This window comes from Luteibacter sp. (assembly GCF_036500425.1).
In the GTDB taxonomy this organism is placed as follows: Bacteria; Pseudomonadota; Gammaproteobacteria; order Xanthomonadales; family Rhodanobacteraceae; genus Luteibacter.
The window spans coordinates 1-12,613 of record NZ_DASYCB010000053.1; the positions used below are offsets into that span (position 1 = coordinate 1).

15 protein-coding genes are annotated in these 12,613 nt (G+C 66.0%); 6 read left to right on the top strand and 9 right to left on the bottom strand.

What is annotated here, in order from left to right; all coding sequences use genetic code 11:
* Positions 1-154 precede the first annotated feature (154 nt).
* The gene (locus VGN46_RS13200) at positions 155-1,471 is read left to right on the top strand and encodes a S8 family peptidase (protein ID WP_331644172.1); all 1,317 of its coding nucleotides are present in this window, start codon (positions 155-157) and stop codon (positions 1,469-1,471) included.
* Positions 1,472-1,545: 74 nt separating this feature from the next.
* On the opposite strand, the gene VGN46_RS13205 is transcribed toward VGN46_RS13200, so the two are convergent.
* The 4 genes from VGN46_RS13205 to wrbA form a co-directional block, all read right to left on the bottom strand.
* Complete coding sequence (locus tag VGN46_RS13205) at positions 1,546-2,031, bottom strand: asparaginase domain-containing protein (protein ID WP_331644173.1); 486 nt, start codon at positions 2,029-2,031, stop codon at positions 1,546-1,548.
* A gap of 57 nt (positions 2,032-2,088) precedes the next feature.
* Positions 2,089-3,738 carry an acyl-CoA dehydrogenase family protein gene (locus VGN46_RS13210; protein ID WP_331644174.1) on the bottom strand — a complete coding sequence of 550 codons (1,650 nt, stop codon included), beginning with the start codon at positions 3,736-3,738 and terminating at the stop codon, positions 2,089-2,091.
* A gap of 159 nt (positions 3,739-3,897) precedes the next feature.
* Positions 3,898-4,233: a DUF2069 domain-containing protein gene (locus VGN46_RS13215; protein WP_331644175.1), complete on the bottom strand. Its 336-nt coding sequence runs from the start codon at positions 4,231-4,233 to the stop codon at positions 3,898-3,900.
* Positions 4,230-4,832, bottom strand: coding sequence for an NAD(P)H:quinone oxidoreductase (wrbA, locus tag VGN46_RS13220; RefSeq protein WP_331644176.1), 603 nt, complete (start codon positions 4,830-4,832; stop codon positions 4,230-4,232). Before wrbA ends, VGN46_RS13215 begins: the two co-directional genes overlap by 4 nt.
* A gap of 81 nt (positions 4,833-4,913) precedes the next feature.
* Here wrbA and VGN46_RS13225 point away from each other — a divergent pair, with 81 nt between their 5' ends.
* From VGN46_RS13225 to VGN46_RS13235, 3 genes are read left to right on the top strand one after another with little or no spacing between them, the layout of a single operon-like run.
* A complete protein-coding gene (locus VGN46_RS13225) occupies positions 4,914-6,179 on the top strand; it encodes a YihY family inner membrane protein (protein ID WP_331644177.1) in 1,266 nt (421 codons plus the stop codon).
* Positions 6,176-6,640 carry a TlpA disulfide reductase family protein gene (locus tag VGN46_RS13230; protein ID WP_331644178.1) on the top strand — a complete coding sequence of 155 codons (465 nt, stop codon included), beginning with the start codon at positions 6,176-6,178 and terminating at the stop codon, positions 6,638-6,640. Before VGN46_RS13225 ends, VGN46_RS13230 begins: the two co-directional genes overlap by 4 nt.
* 1 nt (position 6,641) lies before the next feature.
* Complete coding sequence (locus tag VGN46_RS13235) at positions 6,642-6,911, top strand: acylphosphatase (RefSeq protein WP_331644179.1); 270 nt, start codon at positions 6,642-6,644, stop codon at positions 6,909-6,911.
* A gap of 112 nt (positions 6,912-7,023) precedes the next feature.
* Here the strand turns inward: VGN46_RS13235 and VGN46_RS13240 are convergent, their stop codons facing one another.
* On the bottom strand, positions 7,024-7,464 hold the full coding sequence (locus tag VGN46_RS13240; RefSeq protein ID WP_331644180.1) for a copper chaperone PCu(A)C: 441 nt from the start codon (positions 7,462-7,464) through the stop codon (positions 7,024-7,026).
* A gap of 3 nt (positions 7,465-7,467) precedes the next feature.
* Complete coding sequence (locus VGN46_RS13245; protein WP_331644181.1) at positions 7,468-8,079, bottom strand: SCO family protein; 612 nt, start codon at positions 8,077-8,079, stop codon at positions 7,468-7,470.
* Positions 8,080-8,160: 81 nt separating this feature from the next.
* Here VGN46_RS13245 and VGN46_RS13250 point away from each other — a divergent pair, with 81 nt between their 5' ends.
* A complete protein-coding gene (locus VGN46_RS13250; RefSeq protein ID WP_331644182.1) occupies positions 8,161-8,550 on the top strand; it encodes a DUF423 domain-containing protein in 390 nt (129 codons plus the stop codon).
* A gap of 88 nt (positions 8,551-8,638) precedes the next feature.
* Here VGN46_RS13250 and VGN46_RS13255 read toward each other — a convergent pair whose 3' ends face one another.
* From VGN46_RS13255 to VGN46_RS13265, 3 genes are read right to left on the bottom strand one after another with little or no spacing between them, the layout of a single operon-like run.
* Positions 8,639-8,824, bottom strand: coding sequence for an Arc family DNA-binding protein (locus VGN46_RS13255; protein WP_331644183.1), 186 nt, complete (start codon positions 8,822-8,824; stop codon positions 8,639-8,641).
* A 3-nt stretch (positions 8,825-8,827) separates the two neighbouring features.
* Positions 8,828-9,697, bottom strand: a complete 870-nt coding sequence (locus VGN46_RS13260; RefSeq protein ID WP_331644184.1) for an SPFH domain-containing protein — start codon at positions 9,695-9,697, stop codon at positions 8,828-8,830.
* A 54-nt stretch (positions 9,698-9,751) separates the two neighbouring features.
* Entirely contained in the window at positions 9,752-11,254 is a 1,503-nt protein-coding gene (locus VGN46_RS13265) for a transglutaminase-like domain-containing protein (protein WP_331644185.1), read from the bottom strand.
* A gap of 125 nt (positions 11,255-11,379) precedes the next feature.
* On the opposite strand from VGN46_RS13265, the gene purT reads away from it, so the two are divergent.
* Entirely contained in the window at positions 11,380-12,561 is a 1,182-nt protein-coding gene (purT, locus tag VGN46_RS13270; RefSeq protein ID WP_331644186.1) for a formate-dependent phosphoribosylglycinamide formyltransferase, read from the top strand.
* Positions 12,562-12,613: the final 52 nt, after the last annotated feature.

The window sequence follows — 12,613 nt, forward strand, 5'->3', positions numbered from 1 at the left end:
AGCGCGCTTGCGCGCGATGGATCTTGCGATACCCCCGATCGCGCGCAAGCGCGCTCCTACAGGCATGTGCCTACACGTTCGCGTGGCGCGCGCCGTCTACGCGGCCTGTTCAAGATTAAATAGCGTGGTTCTTCCCTCACGAAGGACACCACGCATGTATCGACGCTGCCTTTTACTTTGCCTCACTGTGTTGACCGCCCTGCCTGTTCCCGCCACGCGCTACATCGTGCGCTTCGCCGATCAGCCTTCAGCCACCGCCGCGCGGGTACCCCAGGCATCCAGCGCGCGCCGTAGGCGTGCCGTCGATCCGGGCCAGCCCAGACACATCGCTACGCTGGCAACGGGCGCTGAGGTGTTCGACATCGAAGACGGCAACCCTGCACACTTTGTACGCTTCCCCGGTGTGATCAGCGTCGAAGAAGATCGCATCGTCAAACCCGCTGCGTTGGCAGATCCACTATACCCACGCCAGTGGTCGCTGCATGACCCGCGTGCGGGGATCGATGCCGAAGTCGCCTGGCAGGGCACGCGCGGCGAGGGTGCGGTGGTGGCGGTTCTCGACACGGGCGTGACATCGCACCCGGAACTCGATGGCCAGCTCTTGCCCGGCTACGACTTCGTCACCGATGCCGGCCGCGCGCGCGACGGCGATGGCCGGGATGCCGATCCGCGCGACGAAGGTGACTGGGAAGATCCTGGTGACTGCGGACGTCGCGCTGGCTCACGTTCGTCGTGGCATGGAACGCATGTCATGGCGTTGGCGGCGGCAAAACGTGGGAATCGCCTGGGCATCGTCGGCGTCGCGCCGGAGGCGAAGATCCTGCCGGTGCGCGTGCTTGCCCATTGCGGGGGGTACCTGTCCGATGTGATCGACGCGATCGCGTGGGCTTCCGGCGGCGAGGTGCGCGGCGTGCCCGTCGCGACGCATCGCGCGGATGTCATCAACCTGAGCCTCGGCGTGGAAGGTGCCTGCGGCGAGGCCATGGCGGATGCCGTGGCCCAGGCGCGCGCACGCGGGTCCGTGGTCGTCGCGGCAGCGGGTAATGATGGGGTGTCGGCAGGCACGGTCGCACCAGGGAATTGCCCGGGCGTCATCAATGTTGGTGCGCTGGACCGGCAGGGGCGGCTCGCGTGGTGTTCAAACCATGGCACCGCCGTGTCGCTTGCAGCCCCGGGTGGCTCGCTGCGCGGCTTGCGCACGGACGACATGATCTCAGCGGTGGACCAAGGCGCACGTGTTCCGTGGCGCAGCGTGTTCGGCTACCTCGCCGGCACATCGATGGCCGCACCGCTGGTCAGTGGCGTCGTCGCGCTGATGCGCTCGGCGGATCCGTCACTCGGCGTCGACGACATCACCCGCCACCTGGTCGACAATGCACGGCCCGCGCGCTGCCCAAAAGCCTGCGGCGCCGGCCTGCTCGATGCGGGTGCCACCCTCGATGCCGTAGTCGAAGAGCGAATGGCCCTGTAGGAGCGCGCTTGCGCGCGATCAGGTCTGCCGCGAGCACCCATCGCGCGCAAGCGCGCTCCTACAAGGGGTTGGGATCAGACCGCTTCGAAGCGGTTGGCGTCGCGATTCTTGCGGACCTTCTTCGGATCCCACACGCGGCCGTTCATGGCGATATACACGCCATCGGCCAGCGTTTGCACGGCGCCGACGGCGCAACCGATGTTGAACACGGCATCGGAGCCCTGGAAGCGTGCCGGGTTCAGCGCGCCGGTAAGGACGATGACCTTGCCGGGGATGCCTTCGAGCACGGCGGCGGTTTCGACCATCGTGTCCGTGCCATGGGTCACCAGCACGTGGCGGTGCGGCTGTGCCTCGATCGTGCTGCGCATGAGGGCGCGATCTTCCTCGGTCACGTGCAGGCTGTCCTTGCGCAGGATGGGAATCACGTCGAAACGGAACGCGACGCCCAGCTGGGTCAGGATGTCGCCGATCTGCGGGGAGCCGATCTGGTAATCCGACTTGTCGTCGAAATAAACCTTGTCGATGGTGCCGCCGGTGGTGACGATGGTGAGATGCTGCATGGACTGGCCTGGGAAGCGTGGACGAAGCGGGCGGCCATTCTACCGCCCCTGTGGGCATTACGTGGCGGGGATATCTGAAGCGAGCAGGCTATCGTCATCGTTGGCGGGCAGGGCCAGCCGGTCGAGGCCGCGGGCCATGAACCGGCGGCAGGCCGCGGCGGGGCGTGGATCCCCGCCGGCATCGCCCCATCCGGCGGAACGCGCCAGCAGCGCGGCAGCCACGCACCGGGCCAGGGTAAACGCGATGCCACGAGCGGAGGCTTCCAGCGATGCCCGGTCGCCGACGACGTCGCCCAGCAGGGCCTCGGTGGTATCGAGCATGGCCGTGATGGTCCTGCGGTCCGGGGTGTCCACGGGCAGCAGCGTGAGGATGGCGGTACGTATCGGATCCACGCCGCTGTTACCGAGCGCACGCAACATATCGAGGGACAGCACGTTCGTGGTCCCTTCCCAGATGGCGTACACCTGCGCGTCGCGCAGTAGCTGCGGCAGGCCGGTATCTTCGATGTAGCCGGCGCCACCAAAGCATTCCAGCGCCTCGGAGACCACGCCGATGGAGGCTTTCGCCGTCCACAGCTTGGCCAGGGGCGTGAGCAGGCGGAGCAGGGCGGGTTCGTGGGCGTCGCCCAGCCCCCGCTCGGTGCGACCGAGCAGTTCGGCAACGTAGAAGGCCAGCGAGAAGGCACCTTCGAACGTCGCCTGCATGTCGGCAAGCGTGCGCGCGTGCAGCGGCTGGTCGATCAGGCGGGCGCCGAAAGCACGGCGCCGTGTCGCGTAGTCACGCGCCAGGGCGATGGCGCGGGCCATGCTCGCGACGGCGCACACGGCATTCCAGGTGCGCGTCACATTGAGCATGGGCGCGACCTGGCGCACGCCATGCTCAAGCGCGCCGACCGGTGTCGCGGGCAGTCCATCGAGGTGGATTTCGGCGGTGGGCAGCTCGTGCGTGCCGAGCTTCTTTTTCAGGCGATCGATCGTGATGTTTTGCCAGGCGCCCTTCGCATCCTTCGTTTCCACATAAAACAGGGCGAGGGCCGCGGTGCCGGGGCCTGCGCCCTCGGGGCGGGCGAGGGCAAGGGCGGCTTCACCGACCACGGCAGAACTGAACCACTTGCGCCCGTACAGGCGCCATTGGCCGTTCGCATCCTGGCGTGCAACGGTCTCAGTGCGGCCCACGTCGGAGCCGCCCGGCGTTTCTGTCATCCACTGGCCCGAAAGCCAGAAGCGCGATGCATCACGGCTGAGGAATCGCGGTAGCGCGCGATCGATGAGGGCCTGGTTGCCCGAAGCCTTCAATGCCGTCGCCGCGCCATCGGTCATGGCCAGTGGGCAGCAATAAAACTCACTTGCCGGGTGGTAGAGATAGACGCGGGCGAACTCTTCCACGCGCGACCACGGCGAGTCGCCATGGCCGGCGGCGAGCACCGCATGGCGGGTAGTCATGGCCGGGCCTTCTTCCCACGCCGGCGTGAGCGCGATGCGATCGACGCGTGCGCCCCAGGCATCCCACTGGGTCAGGACCGGTTCGCTGCGCGGGGTGCGCTGGCGGCGCTCGTAGGCATCGAGCGCGTAATCACCCAGGGCATCCAGGTCGGGTGCGCAATCGGCGAGCCGGTCGACAGGCAATACGTGGCCAAGCCATGCATCCAGCACGCGATCTTCGCGGAACGGGTGCGCCAGGCGCGGCGCGTCCTGCAGGAAACCCATCGTGGCACCTCTCCATTGGCAGACCCGGTTAGGGTGCACCGTGCGGCGGCGTACGTCGATACGCTGTGCACCATGGGTGTCCCCGCGGCCCCATCGCGCGCAAGCGCGCTCCTACAACAGCCGCCCTTTGTGTAGGAGCGCGCTTGCGCGCGATGGGCGCTAGCGGCGACGCACGCCCGCGCCGAGCGTGCCGATAAGCAGCAGGCAGAGGGTGATTTCAATCCACGCCAGCCAGCGGTCGCCCGTGGAGCTCCATGCCTCGGAGACGCCATGGCAGAAATAGAACAGCGCCAACGTACCCACCCACAACAACGCGCGGGTGACATTGCGCAACGCCAGCAGCGGCAGCAGCAGCGGCGGCACGGTGATCAGCAGGGCGACCCATACGGGAATGGAGACCGGTGGATACGCCGTGTACCAAAGCAGTTGGACCCCCAACAGCGCGGCCCACGCGGCAAGCCCGGCCTTCTGCAAGCCGGTGGCGGCAGGCCTCACGCCGGGGTACCCAGGCGGCGGGCCACGTCGGCCAGGCGCTTGCCGAGTGCGCGGGCGAGGTCGCGTTCGTCATTGCTGATACCGTTATCGCCACGGTGCCCCGCGACATGGCTGGCGCCATAGGGCGTGCCGCCCGAGGTCGTGGTCGAAAGCAGCGGCTCGGTGTACGGAATACCGACGATGAGCATGCCGTGATGGAGCAGGGGCAGGGCCATGGACATCAAGGTCGTCTCCTGGCCACCATGCATCGTGCTGGTCGAGGTGAACATCGCGGCCGGCTTGCCGGCCAGCGCGCCCGAGGCCCATTCCGCGCCGGTTGTATCCAGGAAGTACTTCAGCGGCGCCGCCATGTTGCCAAACCGCGTGGGGCTACCGATGGCCATGCCGACGCACTCCACGAGATCCGCCCGGGAAACGTAGGGTGCGCCCTCCTCGGGCTCGGGCGGCATCGCCGTTTCCGTGACCGGCGCGACGGGTGGGACCTGGCGCAGGCGGGCGCGCATGCCGGGTACTTCCTCGATACCGCGGGCGACCAGGCGGGCGAGTTGGGCCGTGTGGCCAGATCGGCTGTAGTAGAGTACGAGGATGTCGTGAGACATGGACGGCTGCCTTTTGGAAGGCGCTAGTCTCGCAGAACTACGAGGACGTTCCCAATGTTCCGGGACCAACGAAGGATGCCCATGCCGCTGCGCTTCGACCGCGAACGCGCCCTGAGCTTCACCCGCTTCACCTGGCTGCGCTTCGTCGACGACAAGTGCTTCGAGACGGCGGGCGCGCTCTCGTACACCACGCTGGTTTCCCTGGTGCCGCTCACCGTCGCAGTATTCGCCATTCTCTCCGCCTTCCCGGTGTTCGCTGAATGGCGGGGCAGCCTGGCCAACTATGCGTTCCAGAACTTCGTGCCAGCCACCGGCATCAAGATCCAGGAATACATGCTCGCGTTCGCCGACAAGGCCAGCCAGCTCACCGGCATATCGATCCTGGTCATGCTGTTCAGCGCCGTGTCGATGATGGTGAGCATCGAGGATCGGCTCAACCGGATCTGGCGCGTGCGCAAGCCGCGCGGCTGGGGTTCGCGCCTGCTGTTGTACTGGGCTGCGCTGACCCTCGGCCCGATCCTCGTGGTCGGTGGCCTGGTGCTCTCCTCGTACCTGACGGCCTTGCCCATGTTGCACGCGGCGGCCGACCAGATCGCCACCCAGGGCGGCTTGCTGAACCTGTTGCCCTTCGTCATCACCTTCATCACGCTGGTGCTGATGTACACGATGGTGCCGAACCGGCGCGTATCGTGGCGGCACGCGGCGATCGGTGCCTTGCTTGGCGCAGTGCTGTTCGAAATCGCGCGCTGGGGTTTCACGGAGTTCATCCGCAACGCACCGACGTATGAGGAAATTTACGGTGCGCTGGCGGCGATCCCGATCTTCCTGTTGTGGATCTACCTGTCATGGATCATCGTGATCCTGGGCGCCTCGATCGCCGCATCTATTTCCGCGTTCGAGTACACGCGGCCGCACGATGCCCTACCCGAAGGGGCGGAGTTCATCGGCATGCTGGTGGTGCTGCAGCACTTCGTGAACGCGCAGCGCATGGGCGATAGCGTGGATCCGGCCACCGTGCGGGTGAGCGAGCCGTACCTGCCGAGCAATGCCATCGCGTGTTATTTCGAGGACCTGCAGAAGGCCGACATGATCCAGCGCTGCGAATCCGGCGGCTGGATGCTCAGCCGCAGCCTGGATGCCACCGAACTCGGGCGCGTTTACCGTTGCACCCAATACCGGCTCCCGCTGCACCCACGCGAACAGGTCGAACGGCTGGGCATCCGCCTGCCGGCCGACCTGATGCTGCTGCTCGACCAGCTTGCCGGGGCGCTCGACGCCACGCTGGGCGCCCGGCTCGACCAGCTGTTTCCTCCTCCTACCGTCCCCAACGAGGATGCTCCCGCATGATTCCCCGCCTTATCGCCGCCCTGGCGTTCGCCTTTGCCGTGCCTGCCATGGCCTCCACCACCACGCCCGAGTTGAAGGTCAAGACGCTCGACGGCAAGCCGTTCGACCTGGCCGCGCAGCGCGGCAAGTGGGTGATCGTGAACTACTGGGCCACGTGGTGCGTGCCGTGCATCAAGGAGATGCCGGATATCTCGGCGTTCGTAAAATCACGCAAGGATGTCGTCGCGATCGGCCTCGCCTTCGAGGACACCGACGCGAAAGACATCAGCGCGTTCGTCGCGAAGCATCCCGTCGTGTATCCCATCGCGCAGATCGATGTCACGGCGCCGCCCAAGGATTTCGATAGCCCCAAGGGCCTGCCGACCACCTACCTGATCGCGCCGGACGGCCACGTGGCCAAGCGCTTCATTGGTCCCGTGGACGCTGCGAAACTCAATGAGGCCATCGCCAGGGGCAAATGATATGAACGCCGCGCGATTCATCGTGAGGGGCAGGGTGCAGGGTGTGTTTTTCCGCGCTTCGGCACGTGAGCAGGCCATGAAGCTGAAGCTCACCGGGTATGCCCGCAATATGATCGACGGCAGTGTCGAGGTCGTGGCCTACGGTACGGCCGCGGCGATCGACCAGCTGGAAGTGTGGTTACACGATGGACCGGCGACGGCCGAGGTGCAGGAACTCTTCCGTGAGGAGATCGGCGTGCACGACGTGCCCGCCGAATTCCTCACGAAGTAAAAAGCATCGCGCGCAAGCGCGCTCCTACACAAGACCTGCGCAGACCCTGTAGGAGCGCGCTTGCGCGCGATAGCATTTGCCCTATGTAGGAGCGCGCTTGCGCGCGATAGCCTCAGGGCCCGGTAGCGTTGGCTGGCTTGGCGGTAAACGTCACCGGCAACGTCGTCCCATCAGAGAGCGTAAACGTCACCACGACCTTGTCACCCGGATTCACCGGGTGTTTCGGCTGCATCAGCATCACGTGGTAGCCGCCCGGCGCGAAGGCCACCTGGCCTTTCGCAGGCACCGGCACCTTGTCGACCATCTCCATGCGGCCCATGCCGGTTTCGGTGCTGCTCTTGTGGATCATCGCGTCAGCGTAATCCGCGCTTGCCGCGCCGGTGATCGCCACGCCCTTGTCCGAGCTGTTCTCCAGCGTGAGGTAGCCACCGGCGGGCAGGCTGCCGGGCAGCACACGGATCCAGGCGCCGCTGGCTTTCACGCTGGAGGTCTCCGCCGCGTGAGCGGCGCCAACGCTAAGCAGGCTGGCAAGGAAGAGCAGGGATGTCTTCACGGATCAGGGCTCCAGGGCGGTGAGCAGGTGCAGGTCGTGGACGATATCGTCCTGTGAGGCCGATGGCGTGGCAAGCAGGCGCGCTTTGCCCTTCGCGTCGAAGATGTAGATCGCGGAGCTGTGGCTGACTTCGTAATTGCCGTCGGCCCGGTCGGGCTCGCGTGTAAATGCGGAACGATAGCGTTTGGCCAGCGCTTCCACATCGGCCTGCGAACCGACCAGGCCCACCGCGCGCTTGTCGAACGCGTTCACGTAGGTGTGCATGACCTGCGGCGTGTCGCGCGCGGGATCCACGCTGACGAAGAGAATGCGCACCTTGTCCGCTGGGGCGCCCAGGCGATCGAGGACGACGTGCAACTGGGTGAGTGTGAGCGGGCACACGTCGGGGCAGTGCGTGTAACCGAAATACATGATTGCGACCTTGCCCTGGTAATCGGCCGCGGTGACCGCCTTGCCGTTGTCGTCGGTCAGGCGAAACTCGAGGTCGGGCAGGTGGCCGGCCACATCGTTGAGCCGCCATTCCGGTTGCGGTTCGCGCTGGCAGGCTGCCAGCGGGAGCAGGGCGGCAAGGGCGAGCAGGGCCAGGAAGGCCCGGCGGCATGGTGACGGCTTCATGCGACACTCCGGGGAACAATCCGCCGAAGCATACGCCACCCTGTCGTGCACACGGCGGGGAACCCTTGGGGAACCACCCGAATGCGACAACCTGTCAGCACCTCCACCGCTTTCCTGATCGGCCTGGCCGGCGCGAGCGCCGTGGTCTTTGGCGCATTTGGCGCGCATGCGCTACGCGGCACCCTCGATGAGGCAGCCCTGGCGACCTGGCACACCGGCGTGGAGTACCACTTCTGGCATGCGCTAGCGTTGTTCGCAGGGGTGCTCGGCTTACCGCCGGGTCGCGCGCGGTGCGCGGCACTTGCCCTCTTCGGCATCGGCATCGTGGTGTTTTCGGGCAGCCTGTACGCGCTGGCGCTGGGCGCGCCGCGCTGGTTCGGCGCGATCACGCCGATCGGCGGCGTGGCCTTCATCGCCGCCTGGATCGCCGCGGCCCTTTCCCTGAGAAATCCCGCAGCGCAACCCCTGTAGGAGCGCGCTTGCGCGCGATCCGGGTTACGGCGAGCACCCATCGCGCGCAAGCGCGCTCCTACAGGGGAGGTGTCGATTAGCGGCGGCGTCACCCGTCGGGATCGTCGATCGCTTCGATCTTGCTGCCCTTTATGCGCCCGGCACGCCGCAACGCATCGCGCAACACATATTCAATCTGCGCGTTCACCGAGCGTAGCTCGTCCTCGGACCACTTTTGCATGGCCTCGAGGACGGCTGCGCTGATGCGCAGCGGATAGGCTTTTTTCTCCGCCACGCGTCAGCTATACAGCGACCCGGTGTTCACCACCGGTTGCGTGGAGCGGTCGCCGCAAAGGACGACGAGAAGGTTGGACACCATCGCCGCCTTGCGCTCTTCATCAAGTTCGACCACACCCTGTGCACGCAACTGTTCCAGGGCCATGGCGACCATGCCCACGGCGCCTTCGACGATGCGGCTGCGCGCCGCAACGATCGCACTGGCTTGCTGTCGCTGCAGCATGGCCTGGGCGATTTCCTGCGCGTATGCCAGGTGGCTGATGCGGGCTTCGACGACCTGCACGCCTGCCTTGTCCAGGCGTGCCTCGATCTCGCGACCCAGATGGTTGTTCACCTCGTCACCGTGGCTGCGTAGCGAAGGGCGGCCATCGTCGTGCGTGTCATAGGCGTAGCTTTGCGCCATCTGGCGCAGTGCCGATTCACTCTGGATCTGCACGAAGTTCTCGTAATCGTTGACGCAGAACACCGCTTCGGCCGTGTCGACGACCTGCCACACGACGATCGCGGCGATCTCGATGGGATTACCGTCGTTGTCATTGACCTTCAGCCGGCTGCTCTCGAAGTTGCGCACACGCAGGCTGACGGGGCGGCGCGAGTAGAACGGGTTGGTCCAGCGCAGGCCTTCGCGGCGCTCGGTGCCGGTATAGCGGCCGAACAGCTGCATCACCTGGCCCTGGTTCGGCTGGACCTGGAAAAAACCTTTCGCAAGGAAGGCGAGGAAGCCCAGCATGATGGCACCGGAGAACGGTACCAGCGGGGCACCGTGCCTATCGGCGCCGGTGAGCACGATGCCGACGGCGGCGAGGCCGAGGAGAAACAGCACGGCAAGCATCGGGATGCCGGGCAATGACGCAGCAGGACGTTCATTCATGACGATGGGCCCCTGGGATTGTGGGGCGGATGATATCTAAGTGATATCAGATTTTCAATTCGCCCCGGCCGCCCCCTTGCCGCCGCCACTGACCACGCCGCCGCCATCGCCCGCGGGGGCGGGCATATCCATGAGCGCCGAAGCCGGGGTCGCCCGCTCCATGCGGATGCTGCCGAGCACGCTCATGGAGCGGAAGAACCGCCATGGATCACCGCTGCCGGTGCCTAGGGCGATATGCGTGGAGTCGAAGCGGCGCTGGGCAGAATCGAAGCTCACCCAACGGTTGCCCAGCCAGGCCTGGGTCCACGCGTGCGGAATAAACACCCGCGAGGCGCCACCAAAACGATCCACGTAGACGATGCCGGTCACCACGCGCGCCGGAATGCCCAGCGAACGGGCGAGGGCGGTCAGCAGCACGGCGTGCTCGGTGCAATCACCGCGGCGGGTGTTGATGGTTTCGAGCGCCGAGGCATAGCCCACGTCGAGGCCTTTCTCGGTGATGTAGTCAGACATGTACGAGCGCAGGCGGCGCATGCGCTGGAGGTCGCTGGAGGCATCGCCGACGATCCGTTTGGCCAGGGCCAGCACGATCGGGGAATCCGATTGCACCCATGGATTGGGCGCGGTGTCTTCCTGGCTGGGGCCGGGCTCGTCGCTGCGCGGCACGGCAAAGCCGACATCCACCTGGAACAGGTCATCGCCCAGCTCATGCACGTGTTGTTCGTCGGTTTCGATGAATGGGTTGGGGTGGTTGCCACGCACGCTGATCAGGTAGCGCACGGGTGCCAGGCGCAGGTTGGCCATCGGCCGCGGGGCATCGACCATGGCGGCACGCAGCAGGTCTACATCCTGGTCGGGTGCGTTGGCGCAGGTTGCGTCGCATGCGGCCATTTCCATGCGAAAACCGAGGAGCGGGGCAATGCCGCGGCGCACGTCGCCGTTGTCGTTCACCCAGATATCCACGTATTGCGAGCTATTCCCGGCAAGGGTCTGGCGCAGGTGGTGCAGGGTTTCCCGCCCCTGTGGCAGATCAACGGCTTCGTCGCCGACGACGACGATATCCACCGTCGCCACCTGCTGCTTCACAGGGTCGAAGTTGCGGGTCTGGTAGGTGGTCCCGGGGCGGAAGCCTTTGCGCACCATGTTCAGGCGCTGGCCCTCCACGAGGGCGGCTCCAGTGGGCCAGATAAGCAGGTTCACCCGCGACTCGCCGCCCACGGTGTTCGCGACCTGGAACGCGCCATCATCGCGAACCTCGCCCTGCACCAGGTTCTCCTGCGAGGACATCGAGGATTTGGCGTAGAAGGCGAGCGGCTTGCCACCCGACGATTCAATGGAACGCAGTTCGGTGCGCATGGCCAGCGGGGTTTTGATCCGGGTAAGCCGGAAATCGAGCACCTGCGAGGTCGTGACCTTGTCCTGGCCGGCCTCGCGGTCAATTTTCAGCTTGCCGACCTTGCGGCCGTCGAGCATGACGGTCATCCAGGTTTCCGTGGCCAGTGCGCACACTGGGGCCAGGCACAGCAGTACGGCGAGAACAGCGCGTAAGCGTCTCATGGGCGTACTTCCGGATTGTCGGGGACAGCTGCATCACACCACGTTCACCGGCGGAGTCAAGCCCCCCATTCGTAAGGGCTCCGGGCCGGTAGAATCGGGGCTTTCCCATCTGGACCCGCCCGCCCATGAAAACCTTCGGTACCCCCGAGACCCACACTGCCCTGAAGGTGCTCCTGCTGGGTTCCGGCGAACTGGGCAAAGAGGTGGCGATCGAGCTGCAGCGCTTCGCCGTAGAGGTGATCGCGGTCGATCGCTACGCGAACGCGCCAGCCATGCAGGTGGCGCACCGCAGCTATGTGATCGACATGCTGGATGGCGAGGCCTTGCGTGCCGTGATCGAAAAGGAAAAACCGCACCTCGTGGTCCCCGAAATCGAAGCCATCCACACACCGACCCTCGTCGCGATGGAGAAGGAAGGACTGAAGGTCATCCCCACGGCGAAGGCCGCATGGCTCACGATGGATCGCGAAGGGATCCGTCGGTTGGCGGCGGAGGAACTGGGCCTGCCGACCTCGCCGTATCGCTTCTGCGACACGCGTGAAGCGTTCGACGAAGCGATCGCCGCCCTGGGCACGCCCTGCGTGGTGAAACCGGTAATGAGCTCATCGGGCAAGGGGCAGAGCGTGGTGCGCACGCCGGCTGACGCGGGTCACGCGTGGGACTACGCGCAGTCGGGTGGGCGTGCGGGCAAGGGACGGGTCATCGTGGAGGGCTTCATCGATTTCGACTACGAGATCACCCTGCTCACCGTGCGCCACCGGGGTGGCGTCGCGTTCTGCGCGCCGATCGGGCACCGCCAGGAAGATGGCGACTACCGCGAATCGTGGCAGCCGCAACCGATGAGTGACGCGGCGCGTGCCGCCGCTGAAAAGCAGGCCGATGCCATCACCCAGGCGCTGGGTGGCTGGGGTGTGTTCGGCGTGGAGTTCTTTGTGCGCGGTGATGAAGTGATCTTCTCGGAGGTGAGCCCGCGCCCGCACGATACCGGCCTGGTCACCCTGATCTCGCAGGATCTTTCCGAGTTCGCGCTGCATGCGCGCGCCATCCTTGGCCTGCCTGTGCCGGAGATCCACCTGTTCGCGCCGGCCGCATCGTGTGCGGTGCTGGTGGAAGGCGAGGGCCATGCGCCCACCTACCATGGCATCGCCGACGCGCTGGTCGAGACCGGCACGATGCTGCGGATCTTCGGCAAGCCGGAGGTGCGTGGCCGTCGCCGCATGGCCGTGACGCTCGCCCGGGCGGGCAGCGTCGATGAGGCACTGGATAAGGCAAAGCGCGCGGCGGGCCGTATTCGCGTCGAGCTTTAATGGCCTACAACGTCCGTTCACGCCTGAATGGTAAGCTGGCAAGCTCCTATGG